This is a genomic window from Hymenobacter telluris (genome assembly GCF_017313265.1).
Classification (GTDB): Bacteria; Bacteroidota; Bacteroidia; order Cytophagales; family Hymenobacteraceae; genus Hymenobacter; species Hymenobacter telluris.
Genome location: NZ_JAFLQZ010000004.1, coordinates 156,607 through 174,865, shown reverse-complemented (window position 1 = coordinate 174,865; position 18,259 = coordinate 156,607). Strand labels below are relative to the sequence as shown.

16 protein-coding genes are annotated in these 18,259 nt (G+C 55.5%); 5 read left to right on the top strand and 11 right to left on the bottom strand.

The genetic code is table 11. The features are described from left to right. Positions 1-89: 89 nt before the first annotated feature. Positions 90-791: an alpha/beta hydrolase-fold protein gene (locus J0X19_RS08135; RefSeq protein WP_206983728.1), complete on the bottom strand. Its 702-nt coding sequence runs from the start codon at positions 789-791 to the stop codon at positions 90-92. Between the two features lie 146 nt (positions 792-937). Between J0X19_RS08135 and J0X19_RS24775 the strand changes: the two genes are divergently transcribed. Then, entirely contained in the window at positions 938-2,449 is a 1,512-nt protein-coding gene (locus tag J0X19_RS24775) for an alpha/beta hydrolase-fold protein (protein WP_242582291.1), read from the top strand. A gap of 268 nt (positions 2,450-2,717) precedes the next feature. After that, on the top strand, positions 2,718-4,298 hold the full coding sequence (locus J0X19_RS08120) for a hypothetical protein (RefSeq protein ID WP_206983727.1): 1,581 nt from the start codon (positions 2,718-2,720) through the stop codon (positions 4,296-4,298). A 17-nt stretch (positions 4,299-4,315) separates the two neighbouring features. Here J0X19_RS08120 and J0X19_RS08115 read toward each other — a convergent pair whose 3' ends face one another. The 4 genes from J0X19_RS08115 to J0X19_RS08100 form a co-directional block, all read right to left on the bottom strand. Then, the gene (locus tag J0X19_RS08115) at positions 4,316-4,948 is read right to left on the bottom strand and encodes an AlbA family DNA-binding domain-containing protein (protein ID WP_206983725.1); all 633 of its coding nucleotides are present in this window, start codon (positions 4,946-4,948) and stop codon (positions 4,316-4,318) included. A gap of 134 nt (positions 4,949-5,082) precedes the next feature. After that, on the bottom strand, positions 5,083-5,958 hold the full coding sequence (locus J0X19_RS08110; RefSeq protein ID WP_206983723.1) for an SDR family oxidoreductase: 876 nt from the start codon (positions 5,956-5,958) through the stop codon (positions 5,083-5,085). Positions 5,959-6,153: 195 nt separating this feature from the next. Beyond that, positions 6,154-7,293 carry a sulfite oxidase gene (locus tag J0X19_RS08105; protein WP_206983721.1) on the bottom strand — a complete coding sequence of 380 codons (1,140 nt, stop codon included), beginning with the start codon at positions 7,291-7,293 and terminating at the stop codon, positions 6,154-6,156. A gap of 186 nt (positions 7,294-7,479) precedes the next feature. After that, on the bottom strand, positions 7,480-7,902 hold the full coding sequence (locus tag J0X19_RS08100; protein WP_206983719.1) for a DUF3127 domain-containing protein: 423 nt from the start codon (positions 7,900-7,902) through the stop codon (positions 7,480-7,482). 151 nt (positions 7,903-8,053) lie between these two features. Between J0X19_RS08100 and J0X19_RS08095 the strand changes: the two genes are divergently transcribed. Continuing rightward, positions 8,054-9,037, top strand: coding sequence for an isoaspartyl peptidase/L-asparaginase family protein (locus J0X19_RS08095; RefSeq protein ID WP_206983718.1), 984 nt, complete (start codon positions 8,054-8,056; stop codon positions 9,035-9,037). 45 nt (positions 9,038-9,082) lie between these two features. Here J0X19_RS08095 and J0X19_RS08090 read toward each other — a convergent pair whose 3' ends face one another. The 6 genes from J0X19_RS08090 to J0X19_RS08070 form a co-directional block, all read right to left on the bottom strand. After that, positions 9,083-10,072 carry an IS110 family RNA-guided transposase gene (locus tag J0X19_RS08090; RefSeq protein ID WP_206983716.1) on the bottom strand — a complete coding sequence of 330 codons (990 nt, stop codon included), beginning with the start codon at positions 10,070-10,072 and terminating at the stop codon, positions 9,083-9,085. 219 nt (positions 10,073-10,291) lie between these two features. Next, positions 10,292-10,525, bottom strand: coding sequence for a GDCCVxC domain-containing (seleno)protein (locus J0X19_RS24770; protein WP_242582288.1), 234 nt, complete (start codon positions 10,523-10,525; stop codon positions 10,292-10,294). Positions 10,526-10,538: 13 nt separating this feature from the next. Next, positions 10,539-11,156 carry a mercuric transport protein MerTP gene (gene merTP, locus J0X19_RS08085; protein ID WP_206983714.1) on the bottom strand — a complete coding sequence of 206 codons (618 nt, stop codon included), beginning with the start codon at positions 11,154-11,156 and terminating at the stop codon, positions 10,539-10,541. Next, positions 11,153-11,530 (bottom strand): ArsR/SmtB family transcription factor, encoded by a 378-nt coding sequence (locus tag J0X19_RS08080; protein WP_206983711.1) that lies wholly within the window; start codon positions 11,528-11,530, stop codon positions 11,153-11,155. The genes merTP and J0X19_RS08080 overlap by 4 nt, the downstream gene beginning before the upstream one ends. A 201-nt stretch (positions 11,531-11,731) precedes the next feature. Continuing rightward, positions 11,732-12,661 carry a cyanophycinase gene (locus tag J0X19_RS08075; RefSeq protein WP_242582285.1) on the bottom strand — a complete coding sequence of 310 codons (930 nt, stop codon included), beginning with the start codon at positions 12,659-12,661 and terminating at the stop codon, positions 11,732-11,734. 214 nt (positions 12,662-12,875) lie between these two features. Further along, on the bottom strand, positions 12,876-14,684 hold the full coding sequence (locus J0X19_RS08070; RefSeq protein ID WP_206983707.1) for a M1 family metallopeptidase: 1,809 nt from the start codon (positions 14,682-14,684) through the stop codon (positions 12,876-12,878). A 347-nt stretch (positions 14,685-15,031) separates the two neighbouring features. Here J0X19_RS08070 and J0X19_RS08065 point away from each other — a divergent pair, with 347 nt between their 5' ends. Both J0X19_RS08065 and J0X19_RS25230 read left to right on the top strand, forming a co-directional pair. Further along, a complete protein-coding gene (locus tag J0X19_RS08065; RefSeq protein WP_206983705.1) occupies positions 15,032-16,828 on the top strand; it encodes a L,D-transpeptidase family protein in 1,797 nt (598 codons plus the stop codon). A 385-nt stretch (positions 16,829-17,213) separates the two neighbouring features. Beyond that, the gene (locus tag J0X19_RS25230; RefSeq protein ID WP_206983703.1) at positions 17,214-17,936 is read left to right on the top strand and encodes a helix-turn-helix domain-containing protein; all 723 of its coding nucleotides are present in this window, start codon (positions 17,214-17,216) and stop codon (positions 17,934-17,936) included. Positions 17,937-18,259: the final 323 nt, after the last annotated feature.

The window sequence follows — 18,259 nt, the reverse complement described above, 5'->3', positions numbered from 1 at the left end:
AATCAAGAACTTAGAATGAGCGAGTCTTTCACGGAGCAGAATCTGCTGACAACTAACAGTCTACGTTCTATACTCTAAAATCCAAGCTCTCACATCTGTGACAGATAATGCGGAAACATGTCGCGCCACACCGGCCAGTCGTGGGTGCCGGGCCGGATATCCAGCCAGTGCCGGATGCCCTTGCGGTTGAGAATGTCCGACATCTGAAGGGTGGAAGGCTTGCAGAAGTCGTCTTCGGCGGTGCCCAGCACAATCTTCATTTGGTAGAAGTGCTCGTTCTGGGCGTCGGGCATGTAGCTGGGTGGGTTGTTGTAGTAGAAGTTCTCGTCGTAGTACCCGTCTACGAACTGGCTCATATCGTAGGCCGCGCCCATGGCAAATAGGTAGGCCACCTGCTCGGGGTGCCGAAACGCGAAGTTGAGGGCCTGGTAGCCGCCAAAACTGCACCCGGCCACGCCAATCTTATCCACGTGGCACTCCCGCTGGAGCATCGGCACCAGCTCCTGGCCGATCATCTGGTCGTAGCGCATGTGGTTCTGCACCCGTTCGGCGGGGTGCAGGTGCTTGGCGTACCAGGTGTGCGCGTCTACGCTGTCGATGCAGTAGAGCTTCACTTTGTGATTTTCAACAAACCAACGGGCCGCTTCGGTCAGCTTGAAATCTTTGGCTTCGTAGTAGCGACCCCGCGAGGTTGGGAAAATCACAATGGGGTAGCCCATGTCGCCGAAAACCAGCATTTCAACGTCGTGGCCGAGGGTACGGGAATAAAAAGGGCGGTAGACTTCCTGCAAAGCGGCTCTGGTTTAGGTGATTGATAATGGCAATAAGACGAGAATAAATTGAAACTACTAAAAATCTCGCCGCTATTCCGTTTCGGTTTTCTTGGCTAATTATACGAAGCAGAGTAGGGTAACCGTCAACAATTTTACTTTTGTGCATGTATTTGCCAAATGCCCCTCAGCGCGCCGGCTCCAGTAGGGTAGTGCGGGTTTCCCCATTGCCTTCCCGGTTTCTGGGGCGGAACGTTCAACTGGATGTGGTGCTGCCGCCCGGCCACGACCCAGCCGCCGACACGCCCTACCCCGTGCTCTACCTCAACGACGGTCAGGATTTGCGGCGTCTGCGCCTACCCGCTACGCTCCGCCAACTGTACCGGCAGCAACTGTTGCAACCCTTCGTGCTGGTAGCCATTCATGCCCACGAGCGGATTCAGGAGTATGGTACCGCCGCCCAGTCCGACTATCTGGCGCGGGGCAGCCGGGCCGGGCAGTACACCGAGTTTCTGGTGCAGGAACTGATGCCGTACGTACAGCAGCAGTTTCGGGTCAGCGCCAACCCGCACGAGGTAGTAACGGCTGGCTGCTCCTTGGGCGGCCTCACGGCGTTCGACTTTGCGTGGCACCACCCCGAAATTGCCACTCGCGCGGGGGCCTTTTCCGGCTCGTTCTGGTGGCGCCGCCGCGCCCTCACCGACGGCTACACCGACGCCGACCGCATCATGCACCGCCTGGTGCGGGAGCGGGAAGCGCACCCCGACCATGAGTTCTGGCTGCAAACCGGCACCCTCGACGAAACCAACGACCGAAACCACAACGGCATCATCGACGCCATTGAAGACACCCTGGATTTGATGGCTGCCCTCGTCCGCCAGGGCCTGCCCGATGCCCGCATCCGGTATCTGGAAGTGGTAGGCGGGCAACACAATCAGCACACCTGGGGCCGAATCCTGCCCGATTTTCTGCACTGGGCTTTCGGCGTGCCAGGTACCCAGCCGCCCCGAGTGGCCGTGCAGGCGGAAATCAGTGGTTTCACCAGCCCCTGGAGTAGCCGCCAGCGGCTTCAGCAGCGGCGGCATCGGGGCAGTGCGGTTTTTTCGCAGTATCTAGCGCCATTCACCTTCCCGCTTCCGCCTATGCTCCCCCTAGCGCGCCCCACCGCCGACCAATACAACGCCTACTACGACACCTATATCAGCCTGGTTCCTGAGGGTACCGACCCGCTGGCCCAACTTCAGCATCAGCCCGAGCAGCTGCGCCAACTGGTTGGCCACCTGACCGATGAGCAGGCGCAGTTTGCGTACGCGCCCGGCAAATGGAGCATCAAAGAAATGCTGGTGCACATGCTGGACACCGAGCGGATTTTCGCCTACCGCGCCCTACGCATTGCCCGCCACGACCAGCAGCCTCTGGCCGGTTTCGAGCAAGACGACTACGTACCCGCCTCGGGTGCCAATGCCCGCGCCCTGGAAAGCATCCTCAACGAGTACGCCACCGTGCGCGCCGCCACCCTCAGCCTCTTCGACTCGTTTCAGCCCGAGGCTTATGACCGAATGGGCACGGCCAGCGGCCACCCAGTGAGCGTGCGGGCCCTGGCTTTCATGCTGCCGGGCCACGAGGCGCATCATCTGCATATATTGCAGAGCCGGTACCTGCCTAATTTACCTGCTTAGCGAGCAACACGCCGCCTACCGGTTGCGTTATTCTCTTCACCTCTCACTTCTAACTTCCTCACACCATGGCTAAAGCACAAGACGCCCGCAAAGAAAAAAAGAAGGAGCCTACTAAAACAACAAAAGAAAAGAAGGCTGCCAAAGATGAAAAGAAACAAGCCCGCGCCCGTAAGCAGGAATAATAAAAACCCCAAGTTGACTTATCAGCTTGGGGTTTTTACTGAACTGCTTGTTAGTACCTGGTATATAGTTTGAGAAAGTCGGTTAAATGACTGTATTGAAGAAATATCTGTTTTTGCGAGTTTTTATTGCTAATGCACTTATTGTAGCTGCTATAGTTTATTTTCTTCCAACAAGATTTGAAGAGAATGACGATATCTGTATGTTGCTTATTTCTTCGGGCAGCTATAGTGGTATGCCAGATGCGCACTTAGTTTTTATTAATTATATATATGGATTAGGGCTGAAATTTCTTTATTTGTTATCTGCTGATATAGAATGGTATACTGTGTCTTTTCTGTTTTTGCACATACTCTCTATTTCTGTATTGATTTTCACTGGCATAAACAGAATTAAAGATAGACTTATAAAATTGTTATGCCTGCTGCTATTGTATAGTATTGAACTACAGGCAATACTACATCTGCAATTCACAACTACTGCATCTTTGGTGGGTGTAGCAGGTATGGCGTTGCTGTTGGAGTTTCAGCTTTACCGAAAAGCAATAGGCATTCTATTATGCGTTATCAGTTCGTTGCTTCGGCTGGAAATTTTTTTGGTTGTACTATTCATAAGCTCTCCATTATTCTTTAATGACTTACTGAAAGCTAAACGGTTGAAGGCGTCAACGACCCTGGCAAGCTTGGCTATTGTCTTGGTGTTAGTAGGATTGTTTGAGGTAGTTGATCAAGCAAACTATAAGCAGGGGGATTGGAAATCGTACGTAGAATACAACAGGCTCCGCGGCCAAATCAACGATAATCCTAATGCTATTTCATTAACTGGTAAACTACCCTCTGCAATTAAACCTGTTGATTACACACTGCTGCTGATGTTTTTTCAGGATGGTGCCGTAGTCAATACCAGTAAGCTGAAGATAATTAATAGCAAAGCGGGCCGTATAGATTTCACTGAGAAGATAGAAAAGGCCACGCATAACGTATTTCTGTATAAAAAATATTTATTGCTTCTGGCGGTACTAGTAGCGCTTGTGCTACATGTCGCACCTGCTGAACCCAGTAAAAGTATAATGTTAATAACCTTCGCAGCTTTCATAGCTGCTATTTGGGCTCTGGCTTTTATTGTTTCCTTGAAATATAGATTATTTATTTCAGCGCTATTGCCACTTGTATATGTTGTCTGCCAAGCCGTGCAGCAGATCAAGTTGAAAAGTATGTCTACACGCCTTCTGCCAGTTGTACTGCTGCTGCTTTGTTTGTATTCCGCCGAGTATAGCTATCAGTTTATTGGGCAAAATAATTATCTGAAAAGTAAAATAACGGAACAACACGCCTTCGTTGCGGCCTATTTAGCGCGTTCCACTAATATCCTTGTGCCTTATGCGGCGGACTACAGAACGGAAGGTACGCCAGTATTCAGCGTATCACGTCGGCATTTTAAGAAGCGTATGTTTTTTGGAGGGTGGTTGACTAACATTCCCCTAAACAACGGCTATTATACCAGCCACCATAATTTTGTAGAAGGGCGTAGTCTGTTTCTGCGGCAGGCTTCCAAAACGGTCCTTCCACTATTGGTTGAAAGTATATATACCAACTACGGGGTGCACGTCAAACCAGTCGTAGTCGCCGAATCCGGCGACGATGTGATTGTAGAATTTAAAGTCATCTGAGGCGGAAATTCCGAAAATCACAACGTATAATATACCTCTTTCTGCTTATCGTGGTGCTTGATGTAGCCGTGGAGGGTGAGCTTAATGAGGGTGCGGTAGGCCCGGCGCTGGCCGATGTTGAGCAGCTTCATGTATTGCGGCAGCGTAATGCGTGGGTTCTGGCGCAGATACTCCAGCACCGCTAGCTCCTCTTTATTGAGCGGCAGCTTTTCCAGGCGGGGCATAGCCAGCTGGTCGTTGCGCTCCAGCGCTTTTTCGGTGAGCTGGCTGGTTTGCACGCTTTCGTCGCGCACGCGCACGTAGCCGCGCCAATCACCGTCGGCTACCTGGGCGCGGTGGGGCTTGTGCGAGCTTTCGGGCACCGTTACAATTAGTATCACGCGGCCGTCCTCTTCCAACTCCTTGATTCTTAGCGTAAGGGGTGGGTCGGCGTAGAACTCGGCGGCCTGGCGCAACAGGTACATTTCCTCTTCCGGGTCGCGCACACCCACTATGCGGCCATCGTCATCAACGCCCACGAGCACCCGGCCGCCGTGGGTGTTGGCCAACGACACCAGCGTGCGTGAAATGCGGGAAGGGTGGGTAGTCTTCTTTTTAAACTCTAACTGTTCTCCTTCGCCTTGGCGAATTAAGCTCTGTAAATCAGACATAGTAGTGTAGGCTGCTACGCGGAGGGGGGCTTTTAGCGGGTGTGGCAGTACACGTTGTACCTTATTTTCTAATAAATGAAAAATACGGTACAACGTTTGTGACCATTTCTATAACCAGCTTCACTGGAAATAGGCTACAAACCCAGCCCCGTTTCTTCTTCCGAAATGCGCCATAATCGGGCGGCATCGGTGCGGTTTTGGGCGCGGGCAGAACTACGGCCGGGCCGGGAGTTTTTGAAGTAGCTGCCGCTCACCTTGGCTACTTCCGGAGCCGTGGCCAGGTATAGGGTGGTTTGGGCACCTCGCTCCGGACTAATCATAAACGGCTTGGCCGGCCACCACAACGCTTTCATAGCCCAGGAGCTACCCGCATGTACCAACCCGGTATTCACCATGCCGGGGTGCAGGCAGTTGGCCGTTACGTTGGTCAGCTCCAGCCGGTAGGCCAGTTCATTGGTGAACAGGATGTTGGCCAGCTTGGAGTCGGCGTAGGCAGTGAGCCAGCTGTATTTTTCGGGGTCGTTGCGCACTTCCTGCGAGGCTTCAATTTCGCCCAGCCAGTGCGCTTCCGACGCTACCGTCACAATCCGGCCCGCTTTGGCGGCGGTAAGCAGCGGCAGCAACAGCTGCGTGAGGGCGAAAACCGATAGGTGGTTGGTGGCCCAACTCAGTTCATGGCCTTCGGCAGTCAGCGTGAAAGGCCCCGGCATGATGCCGGCATTATTGACGAGAATATCCAACTGGCTGTAGTCGCGGGCCAGGTCTTGGGCCAACTGCCGCACGTTGCTCAGCAACGATAGGTCGCAGAGGCGCACATCTAACCGGGCCTGCGGAACAGTAAACTGGATGGCGGTGCGGGCGCGTTCCGCTTTGTCGGGGTTGCGGGCCACCATAATTACACGTGCCCCGCGCCGGGCCAGCTCGCGGGCTGTTACCAAACCAATACCACTGCTGGCGCCCGTGACCAGCGCAGTTTTACCAACAAGAAAGCCAGGAACAGGAACAGCCATGCGGGGCAGATACGGTGAAACAAAAAGCAGGCCGTAGGAAAGCAGTACGCCGCTATAAACGCAGGGAAGCTGGTGCAGGGTTTGTGGCAGCCGGAAGAATTGGTAATCAAGCCGCCTTGGCGAAGTTTACCGGTAGCGGCGTTAGTATGAGCTGCCTGGCAACTGCTCGGGCTAGAGGCAGAAGCTGTTTGGCTGCTACTGCACCAGCACCTCCACCGAAGCCACGCGGTTAATCATATAAGTGCGCCGGTCCTTGCTGTGTTCCAGGGGCTGGGTCTGGCCCTGTTCGTCGGTGGCGCGGGCCAGCAGCTTGTGCCGGCCTGCCGCGGCCGGCGCCCAGTGGTATTCCCACAGCCGCCAGGTAAACGGCACGTCCTGTTCCAGCAGCGTAGCCGGTTGCCAAGTGCCGCCGCCATCAGTGCTGACTTCCACTTTGGCAATGGCGCCTTCGCCGGTCCAGGCGGCACCGTGCACGCGGTACGGCACGCCAGCGGCCAACGCTTCGTGCAGCATAGGCCGGGCAATTTCTGCTTTCACCTGCATTTCTGCGACGGGAGTCATAGTCGGGTGGCCCTGCGTGCGTTGCCAGTAGGCGTACTCAATGGTCTGCCAGTAGCCGTCGAAGGGAACAGTAGAGACTGTGATGGTAGTCAGCCACTTAATCGAAGCCATGCCATACCAGCCCGGTACCACCAAGCGCACCGGGAAGCCGTGCTCCGGCGGCAGCGGCTGGCCGTTCATGGCGTATACCACCAGCACTTCCCCCTGCTGCGCCTTGGCCAGCGGCAAACTGCGCGCAAAGTGAATAGCCCCCGGTGACTTGGGGTCTTCGTTTATTTCGCCCCGGTCGGCGCCCTCGAAAACAACTTCTATAGCCTCGGCTTTCACGCCGGCGCGGGCCAGCAGCACGGTTAGCGGCACCCCGGTCCATTCGGCGTTGCCGACGGCACCTTGTTCCCACAGCAGCCCCTTGGGCTTGGGCGCCAAGCGGGCCCGTCCGTTGCCGGCGCATTCCAGCGTAGCCGAAACCGTGGTGGCAGGCAGTTGGCGTAGCTCGTCGTAAGTCAGCGTCAGCTCATGTTCTACGGCTCCGTTAATTGTTAAACGCCAGCCTTCAACAGACAAATCCGGAATGGGGAAGTGGCTGCGAATATAGAATTGGCTGGTGGGCGTCAGGCGGCCTGCCAGGCTAGGAAAGGGGAACTCCAGATTCTGCGGCTCGTTTTCGCGGGTGATGAGCCCAGGAAAGCCGCTAGCAGCCGGCACTTCCGAAGCTGCGCGCTGCTCGGCGGGAGCATACTGGCTGATGCGGGTGGTTTCAGGTACGTCGGGCATGGGCGGGAGCGTAAAGGGTGGAAGAAAGCTGATGTGGGGGCGGGAGTTGTGCACAAGATAGTACCTCTCACTGAACAGGAACACTTTTGCCCGGTGTTTACCACACAAAGCCGCCGGCCATAAAAAATGCCGCTTCCGGAAGCGGAAGCGGCATTTTGGTAGTCGGCAAGCGCCAACGTATCCAGCTTAGAAAGGCAGGTCGTTGTCGTCGTCGGAGGCAATGGGAGCGGCCGAAGCGCGCAGGTTGGGGTTCTGGTTGGCGGCAGGAGCCGCAGCCCGAGGAGCCGCTTGCTGGTAGCCACCGCCCTGTGGTGCCGCAGCGCCACCGCCGGCAGCTGGCTCAATGCGCCATGCTTCCAGGTTGGTGAAGTACAGCATCTGGCCGTTTTTGTTGAAGCCGCGGCCCCGGAGGTTGAACGCAATTTTAACCTCGTCGCCCACTTTGAACGGGTCGATGAGGGCGGTTTTATCCTGCACCAATTGGAACTTGATATGCTCGGGGTACTGGCCATCTACAACTTCCAGCACGAACTCGCGCTTGCGGAATTTCTCGCTCACCTGCTGTTCATCGAAGATTTCGTGCAGGCGGCCGGTAGCATCGTAAGCCATAAGGTAAATAGTTTGGGGTGTTGAAAACAGTAGATCAAACGTACGAAAAAAAACGGGGTTAGGCTATCCATTTTAGCAGTGTTGAGCTCAGGAGCCTGCGTACCTTTGGTTTACCGTTCTGTTTTTTTCTTTAGCTGATTTTTTATTGCGCATGAATCATCCCTTCGCGCTGGCCATCCACGGTGGTGCTGGTACCATTTCGCCCGCCCTCATGACGCCGGAAAAAGAACTCGCCTACCAAGCCGCCCTGCGGGAGAGCCTGGAAGTTGGCTACGCCGTGCTGCGCGACGGTGGCCCGGCCTTGGATGCCGTGGAGCTGGCCGTGCGCAGCCTCGAAGACAATCCGCTGTTTAATGCAGGTCGGGGCGCCGTATTTACCCACGAAGGGCACCAGGAAATGGACGCCGCCATTATGGACGGGCGCAACCGGGCGGCCGGAGCCGTAACCGGCGTGCGGGCCGTGCAGAACCCCATTCGGGCCGCGCGCCTCGTGATGGAGAAAACCGACCATGTGCTGCTGGCGTATCCTGGGGCCGACGAGCTGGCGCGCGAGCATGGTCTGCCCACCCAACCGGCCGAATACTTTTTCACGGAGCACCGGTTCGAGCAATTGCAGGAAGCTTTGTTGGAAGGCCGGATGCGCCTCGACCACAGCCAGGCTTTGGCCGCCGAAGCGCCGCTGGAAGAACCTGGCGCCTTTCCCAACGAAGACCCGAAAAAGAAAATGGGTACCGTGGGAGCCGTAGCCCGCGACCAGCACGGCAACCTGGCCGCTGCCACCAGCACCGGCGGCATGACCAACAAGCGCTACTCCCGCATCGGCGACTCACCCATCATCGGGGCGGGTACTTTCGCCGATAACCGCACCTGCGCCATTAGCTGCACCGGGCACGGCGAATATTTCCTGCGAGCCATGGTGGCACACGACATCAGCTGCCTGATGGAATACCGCGGGCTGACCCTGGCCGAAGCCTGCCGCGTGGTGGTGCACGACAAGCTGGCGCCGGTGGGCGGGGAGGGTGGCCTAGTGGCCGTAGATGCCGCCGGCAACGTGGCGCTGCCGTTCAATTCCGAAGGCATGTACCGGGGTAGTTTCACCGAGTCCGGCCTTTACATTGGGATTTACAAAGACTAACTCCGGCAGCTGGTTTTTGCACCTATATATGAACTGTGTTAAAAGTCAAGCGTTGATGGCCAATTTCGAGGCAAAATCAGCCTGATAGGGTACGCCTGATTTTATGATGGCAAAGGCTTGTTTGAGCAGCTTGTTGCAAACGGCTATCAAGGCGACTTTGCCATTCTTGCCCTTGGCCACAAGTCGGTCGTAGAGCGCCTTGCAGGCTGTGTTGGCCCGGCGGGCCGACCAGCTGCACATGAAGAGCTTGGTGCGGATTAAGCCCCCACCCATTTTTGTGATACGCACCTTGCCCCGAATCCTGGTTCCGGAGCTATTTTCCCGGGGCGACAGGCCCGCTTTAGCAATTAGCTGTCGGTAGGAGATGCACTGGGTAAAGCCGCCGGCGAAAAGCAACAGCATACCGGCTGTTTTACGGCCAATGCCGGGAATCGAGCTTAACAAGCGCATTTCCTGGCTATACCGCTGCTCTAATAAATGCAGCATCTCGGTTTCAAGGGCCAAGAGCTGTTCATCCAGCTGGCGGCGGCTCTGCTGCAGGTGCTGGCGGGCGACGGCGTTGATAATGGGTTGCTGTTGCAAGGCCTCTAACGAATTGATGACCATCGTTTTCTGCTTCAACAGCTGCTCACTCACCTGCTCCAACTGGCGACATTCCACTAGGACTGCTTCGTCGGGCTGCCAGCACGTCGTGGGCTGTTGTTGGCCGAAGCGCATGAGCCACTGCGCATCCTTCCGGTCACTCTTGCCCTTGCTCAGGTGCATTTGAATAAAGCGCTTGACCACCAACGGGTTAAGAACCGCCAGCTTACTGCCGTGTTCGTGCAGATAGTACGCCAACGCCAGGTAGTACGTGCCCGTGGCTTCAAGCACATACAGGCTGTCGGCGCCCCCGGCCTGTACCAGTTGCGCAAAGCCGGCTTTGGTATTGGCCACCTCCAGATGGTGCACCTGGCCCTGGGTTTGGTAGCAGACGGCGAGCGTGGCTTTGCTCACATCAATACCCACGACAGCAGTAGATTCGGATGCACCCATATTAATAAGGAGTAGGCGGTGAGAAATGAACAAAGAAATCTGACGGGAATTCTAGAGTATCGTTCGCTATCCTGATGCAGGCTCGGGGCCTTATGGAACTGTTCGACGTAACCCTAGAAGAAGACGGGGATTGTCATATATGACGAGCTCGAAGCCCTGATATAAGGAGGAATCTTACTCCGCCCTCTTCCTTGTCAGAGTCCCTCAAGGAAGGCACTTTTAGCTACAACAACTTCCTGGGCCCTGCTGCTGGATGGGCGGACAGGGCACTGTTCCATACGAACAGTACACACAGCAGTCCCCCGGCAGCGGTTTGAGCACCGTATGGCAACTGGTACACTCATAAAAATATTGGCAAGCGTCGGTGGGCATTTGCTCCGCCTGCGCGTGCGTACAAACCGGGCAGGTCAGCACAGAAATAAGCTGAGGGGGGTTGGATTCGAGCGTGTGCATAGAACAGAAGCGGTTAGTTCGTGGCCAGTACGGTGTACCCGGTGCCTGTAATGGCTTGCGCGACCTGGGCGGCGGGGCTTTTGGCCGCATTAAAGCGAACTTGGGCAGTGCCCTGGTCGTAGGAGACGGTCACGGCCTGCACGCCCGGCACCTGCTGCACCGCGTGCTCGACGTGTTTCGCGCAGGCATCGCAGGTCATGCCCCCAATGCGGAAATTCGCGGTTTGCCAGACCGGTACGGCTTCATCCATGGCTACCACCACGGGCGCGGCGGGCGTTGGATAGAACCTGGCGCCATAATAGGGAAAGCCTAGCAGCAGCGCCGCCAGCACCGTTACCGCGCCCAAAAAGCCTTTCGATTGCATCAATGAGGGCTTCGCGTCCACTGCGCAGCCGCAGGCATCGGCGGCCGGCGCGGGTTTGAACTGCTGATACCAGGCAACGCCCAGCGCGACCACGGTCAGTGCCACCGAGTAAGGGCGTAGCGGGTCGAGCCAAGCAAAAGTAGACGCCACGCCGCTTAGGCCTCCCAAGACCGCCAGCAATGGCGTGATGCAACACAGCGACGCAGCCAGCGCCGCTAGCAGGCCAGCTCCAATTAGCGGTTTTTGGGAGGAAGGAGAAGTACTCATGGTGCGATTTGGCGAGTAGTCGTCGTTGACATGCCTGTGAGAAGCGGTTGCAGAATCGGCAAATGCCGGTCACTCAGGACATAAAATACGGTCTGGCCAACCTTGTGCGCGTGGAGTACACCGCCATCCTTGAGCTTCCGTAAATGCTGCGAAACAGCCGAAACGGTCATTTTCAGCACATCGGCGATGTCACAGACACATAATTGCTGACCCTGAGCCAACAGGAACAGGATCTTCAGGCGCACCTCGTTGCCAGCCAAAGCAAGTAAGGAAGCCAAGGACTGCAGCACAGGTTCGACGTGTGACAAGTGTGTTTGGCAGTGCTGGATGTGTTCGGTGTCAGCGAATACCCGGATACAGGAGGTTGATTTCATGAACGATGTTTTAGCAAAGATACTATTTGCGTATTTAAGCAAAAGCTAAAACATCATACTTTTAGAGCTGAAACCTCTCTTGCGGTAAACATAGGATATAAGGAGTAGCCGACGGACGGAATTCAACTTGGTTTTCCACTAAAAATCCCCGTTTCCGGCCTGGAAACGGGGATTTTTAGTGGAAAACAACGAAGCAGACTGCTAAACGTCAGTGGAGACGGAAGACGGAGCATTGGCAGGCTTATCGGCTACCAGTTGCTCTGATTCGGCGGCTTGGAGGAGCAGCTTCAGGTTCGGGTAGAATTCGCGCTGCACCACGTCGTATACGTTGCCTTTCACCAGCACGTGCAGCAGCATGTTCTCGATGGAAATGGCTTCGCCTTTGCGGGCGGCCGTGGCATTGTTATGTTCCAGCTTGTGGCCGTCCATGATAACTACCAGGTTGGAGCCGATGGCTTCGAACTGGTTGCCACCCGTAATCAGCACACCGGTATCTTCGCCGAGCCCGATGCCGATGAGCTTGGGGTGCAGGGCCACGGCCTCGATGAGCCGCCCGAAACGGCCGCGCTTCACGAAGTGCGAGTCAATCACCACCGTGTCGAGCAAACCCAGGCCGGTGCCCATCTTCACGGCGCCCTTCATCAGGGCATCGGGTACGCTGCCCCCCGAAATCATCGTTTGTGACATGGCCATGGCTCCGGCCGAAGTGCCCGCAATAATAAAGTTCGGCGACTTGTGGTAGCGCTGCTTGAGCACCCGCAAAAACTCGGTGCCCCCAAACATCTGGGTAAGCCGCGACTGGTTGCCGCCGCTCATCATCACTACGTCGGCTTTGCGCAGCCGCTCCACGTACTCGGGCAGCAGCGCGTCTTCCGGCGTCCGGATATCCATGATGCCTACCTGGTGGCAGTTGAGCATGGCAAAGGAATTGAGGTAGCTTTTGGCAACCTCCTCCGGAATCATCGAAGCCGTAGTAATGACTTCGATGCGCGGGTCTTCTTTGCCGGATTCGAGAACCACTCTTTTCAAGATACCAAGCTCAAAAAAGTTGAGGTAGTATTTTTTCTTAGTACGAGGGTTGGGGTAGGTGCCCTTGTCTTCGTTGCCGCCGATGGCAATGAGCTTACCCAAAGGTTTGGAAGTATTCAACGCAAAATATCAACTAGTACAACACAAAAGGAAAACCGGAATTGTCCGGGAAGCAAGCTTCGGGCCAGTCAGCGTTACAGCGGAGCTAGAAAGTAGTGCTTAGAAACTGAATTATAAGTGAAGGGCAGCAAGAAAAATTGTTGTTCTCGGGCTTGTCCTACCCATACCAGTTTCCGTCCAAGCTCAGCTGGCCTCACTACGCCGTCCCAACCAACACGTCGAAGGTGCTGGTGGCCACTGAGTGGTAGTTGGGCCGGGCCGCGGCGTACAACTGGCGTGCCCGCTCGGCACCATTGGGCGTAGCCAGCAGTGCTTTGTAGAGAGGCGTCAGAAACTTGCGCCGTCCCACGTGAGTCAGGAAATGGTGCAAGGCTGCATCGGCAGGGGCGTAGCCAGCCGCAATGGTGTGCGGAAACCAGGCCGCCAAAATTTCGGCGTTGCCAGACTGCGTGAACCCGAAGGCGGCATCCAACGCTGCCAGTTTTTCGGCCGGCAAGCCTTGGGGCAACCCGTGCAGGAAGTGAACCCACTCATGGCTACTCCAACTGCTGGTTGGTAATTCGCTAGCAGGTGTGCCGTGCTGCCAGTTGTTTAAAGCTTGCGCCACCGCTTCGAAACGAGTGGAGTGGACCGCCGGCGCTACCGCCGGAATGCCAGGGCCGTTCACCCAAGCATCGAGCTGAAGCTTCTCTTCGAGCCCGACGGTTTTATCTAACAACTCACGCCGCAGATAAGTTACGAACGAGGCAGTATCCATACTCTGGAAACTATGCTGTGCGAAGTACTGCTTGATGAAAGCATCGAGGGCGGGCCGGCCCACCAGGTGTTCGAGGGTGAGGAGCAGGTAGTCACCCTTTTCGTAGGCAATTTCGTTGAGCCCTTCGTCGGGGTCGCGCCCGGCCAGGTCGAGGTGCAGGTGGGTGTCTTTGCTGTGCGCGCCGAGTTCGGCAATGGTGTGGTGCAAGCCGGTGTTGCCGAGCACCTGCAACATATCGGAGTAGGAACGGCCGTAGAGCTTCTCCATAATGCGGCGCTCGAAGTACACCGTGAAGCCTTCGTTCAGCCAGAAATCGTTCCAGGTAGCATTGGTAACCAAGTTGCCACTCCAGGAATGAGCCAGTTCGTGAGCCACCAAGCTGGTCAGGCTCCGGTCGCCGGCCAGGATAGTAGGAGTTACAAATGTTAAACGTGGGTTTTCCATGCCGCCAAATGGAAAGGAGGGAGGCAATACCAACAAATCGTATTGCTCCCACCGATACGGGCCGTACAATTCCTCGGCGGCGGCTACCATCTTCTCCAGGTCCTGAAACTCGCTGGTGGCTACGGGCAGCGTGACGGGCTCGGCGTAAATTCCGGTCCGGTTGCTGAGGGCTTCAAACACCACGTCGCCTACTGCTAGGGCCATGAGGTAGGCCGGAATCGGCTGAGCCATCCGGAAGCTGTACGCTCCGGCTTCGTTGCGCGCCTGCGGATTCTCGGCGCTCATCAACGCCAGCAGTTCGGCGGGCACCTGTACGTGGGCCTCGTAGGTGAAGCGCACTCCCGGCGAGTCCTGGCACGGTATCCAGGTGCGGGCCAGGATGGCTTGCGACTGAGTGAACAAAAACGGGTGCCGCCGCCCGGCCGTCTGCTCCGGCGTGAGCCATTGGAGCGCAGCCGCACCGGCAGTGGTGCGGTACCGGATGGTCACCTGCTGGGTGCCGGGACGGATGGCAATCCGCAGCGGCTGCCCCATCACCGGGTCCGGTGTGCCCAGTGAAAATTCGGTTGGCTCACCGGTCAGGTCGCCCAGCAAAACTTCCTCGATGAGCAGGTCGCGCGCATCGAGCAGCAGCTCCGTCGAGTTGGTGTGATTAACGATTTGCCAGGTGGCGTGACCAGCCAGCGTGCGGGCTTCGAAGTCGACACGCAGGGTGAGTGCGAGGTGCTGCACACTCACCTCTGCCGGCCGGGCGTAGCTGTGTGGGTCGGGGGTGAAGTGCGGGGTGGAGGCGGTGGTAGACATAGGCGCTAGGAGATATAAAACGGCGGGCAGCCGACCGGTTGACGAAGACGCAAAGATAGCCAAACCACCTGCGCCGTAGCCCAACGACACCGAGGCAGGTGGTCAGCAAGCTCATCAGTAAGGGTAGCATTGTCATAGTTCGGTGCTAATGAATCAAGCATTGCTACATAACAACTGTATCGGCAAAACCCGCTAACTTGCAGTCAGTGGAGAATACCGCCATCCAAGCAACTTATCAACCCGGATTGCAGTAAAACGCGCAACTACTCGTTCAGTTAAAAAAGCTGTATTCAGCTCCTGACTGGCGAGTACTTTGTTGTTCGTTTTGTTCATCTCCACCTACTTGCATGAATTTATTCCGACCTGCTTTTCTTACCACCCTGCTGTTTTGGCTGCTTAGCCTGACGGTGCTCACGTCGGCATCGTCGTGCAGTCAGGAGCAGAAAGCGCAACTAAAAGACGCGTTGCCGGGGGTAGCCTCCAAGGCTGGTGGCGCGCAGCCCACGCTCGATAGTGTGTACGTAGTGAAGTACATGAGTGCCGAGCCCAAGTTCAAAGACCAGATTGAGTGGGCCAAGAAGTTCTACCGAGAACGGGACTTCCGGCTAGGCTGGTTTCGCAACCATGAGTTGGTGCCGCAAGCCAAAACCATGCTCGGGGTTATCGGCAAAGCAGCCGACGAGGGCCTTGATCCTAAAGAATACAAAACCAAGGATTTTGATAAGCTTTTTGCCGATTTAGAGGCTGCACAGAACGATTCAACCAAACGAAATCCGCTGGAAAAGGAAATTGACGTAGCCCTATCTGGGACCTACTTCAACTGGGCATCCGACTTCTATCGGGGAACGGTAAACCCGCGCCAGGTCAAGACCATTGACTGGCAGGTGAAGCGCAACAAGATCAAGCTGCATAAGGCGCTAATGACGATTCTTAAGGAGCGGGAGAGCACCTACCCGTACTATGAGTTCGAGCCCCTGCACCCCGAATATGATCAGCTGAAAAAGGCGCTGGCCAACTACCGTGACATCCAGCGTAACGGCGGCTGGCCTACGCTGCCCGCTACTACCAAGCTCAAACCTGGCCAGGCGACGCCGGCGGTAGCGCTCCTGCGCCAGCGGCTATTAGGAACGCAAGCGCCTGATGCAGCCCCGGCTACGGCCTCTGCTGACGCCAGCGCGGCCCCCGTGCAAACAGTAGCTAACAACCCAACTGCTACGCCCGCTTCGACGACGAAAACCACGGCTCCGGCAGAGAAGTACGACGCCGAATTAGTAGCTGCCGTCAAAGATTTTCAAACTCAGAATGGCCTAAAGGCTGATGGCTTGGTAGCAGGTGAAACGCTCCGCTTGCTTAATATTCCGGTGGCACAGCGCATCGACCAGCTCATCCTGAACATGGAGCGGTGGCGCTGGATTCCCAAGAAATTTGAGCCCGATTATCTGCTCGTCAACATCCCCGACTACAAGCTCCACGTGGTAGAAGGTAACAAGGAAGTGTTCGACATGCGGGTGATTGTGGGCAAGACGCTCAACGCCACCCCCGTGTTCAGCGACAAGATGGAGTCGGTGGTAATGGCCCCGTATTGGAACGTGCCCTTTAGTATTATCGACAAGGAGATGCGCTATAAACTGGCCGCTAATCCGCAAGCCTACCTCGACCGTCTGGACATGGAAGTAGTGAAGGGTTGGGGTGCCAAAGCAACTCCAATTGACCCTAGCACCATCGACTGGGCCAACCTGACGCAGGCCAAATGGAAGTACACCCTGCGCCGCCGGCCGGGCCCAAAAAACGACCTCGGCGACGTGAAGTTTATCTTCCCGAACTCGCAGGATATCTACCTCCACGACACGCCCCACGACGAGCTGTTCAGCCAGACGAAGCGCGGCTTTAGCCACGGTTGCGTGCGGGTAGAGGAGCCCCTGAAACTGGCCGAGTACCTGCTGCGCAACAAGCCCGGCTGGGACCTGACCAAGATAGAGGAAACTATAGCCGGCCGCAAAGAACAATACGTAAGCTTACCCAAACACCTGCCCGTGTACCTGGTGTACTTCACTGCCTGGGTTGACAACAACGGCAACGTCAACTTCCGCGACGACATCTACGGCCACGACAAGGCGCTGGCAAAAGAGTACTTCAACAACTAATAACGCCGACTAAACCGTTAAGTAAGGCGTAACAAAAAAAGGAGAAGACCTCACTCACTGCTTCTGGCAGGAGGCGAGGTCTTCTCCTTTTCGGCTTGTACCCACTCTGATAACACAAACTGCATACCTCCTCATGTGCGTGGGGCTACTGGCTATGCGTAATGCAATAAGAGGATGCTCTGTGAGAAGATAAGCGGTACTAAAAACAGCAACAAGTCCCTGATTACAATTGTATAACATTTGTAATCAGGGGCAGTAGGGTGATATACAATTGTAATAGGTGATACATCGAGGCTTTGCCTATTTACAAAATTAAACCAGGGAATAGTAAAGCCGATATAACGATGTAGACCCGTACATTTGTTAACGATAGTCAGAATACACCATGGTTGACCGTATTCGGGAGATTTTAAGCGCCCGCCAATTAACGCCTACTCAGTTTGCTGATACCATTGGCGTGGCCCGGCCTATTGTCAGCCACATTCTGAGCGGCCGTAACAAGCCCAGCCTGGAGGTAGTGCAGAAGATTGTGGATGCCTTTCCTGATGTGTCACTGGCGTGGCTGCTGAAGGGAATTGGGAGCATGACTACCCCGGAAGTGCCCCCTGCGGCCCCTACTCCAGCCCCAACGCCCTCTGCTACAAAGCGGTTAAGCACTAAAACGCCGGAAACAGCCCGTCCTGCGCTTAGTAGAGAGCAAACCACCCGACAGCCCGTAACAAGCGCAGTAGCGCCAACAGCCGCAGTATTTGAGGCTAATTCAGGGGTGATACACTCAGCAGCCCCTGGGCAAGAAGTGGTATCAGGTGCTTTAGTTAATGCAGAGCCAGGCGCGGCAAGCATCCCAGGGCCAAGTAAAGCAGCTAGTACAGAGCCAAAACCCGCTGCTACTGTAGAGGCAACGCCTGTATCAGACAACTCTATTTCGACTAACACTTCCGATACAATAGCAGCTCCTGGTACCATTGGAGCTGAGCGGAGGAACAGTTCTGATGCCACAGGGCCGTCGGTAGCGCAGCCTTTTCTGCAAGCCAATAAAGCTATTCGCCGCATTGTTATCTTCTATCAGGACGGCACGTTTACAGACTACCAACCGGAAAACGTCTGAGCTAATTAACGGATTTATCTGTTGTTGGCAACGCTACGACTAGGTTAGCACAGCACTCCTAGAAAATGCTGCACGAATGCATTAACTGGCTAGATAAATGCAATTTGTCAGCGTGCCCCAATCATCCACTTAGCACAATATTGTATGGTAAGTTGCATCTCCTAGTGGAGTGAATGCCAATCAGTCTTGTAAACGGAATAGTGCACTATGTCATAGTGGTATTCATAAGTATTATATGTAGAAAATAATTTATTATAAAGCGCTTTGTATCAGTCAATAAATACTTTTAGTTTAAGTGATTGTTTATTGATTTATAAGGCTAT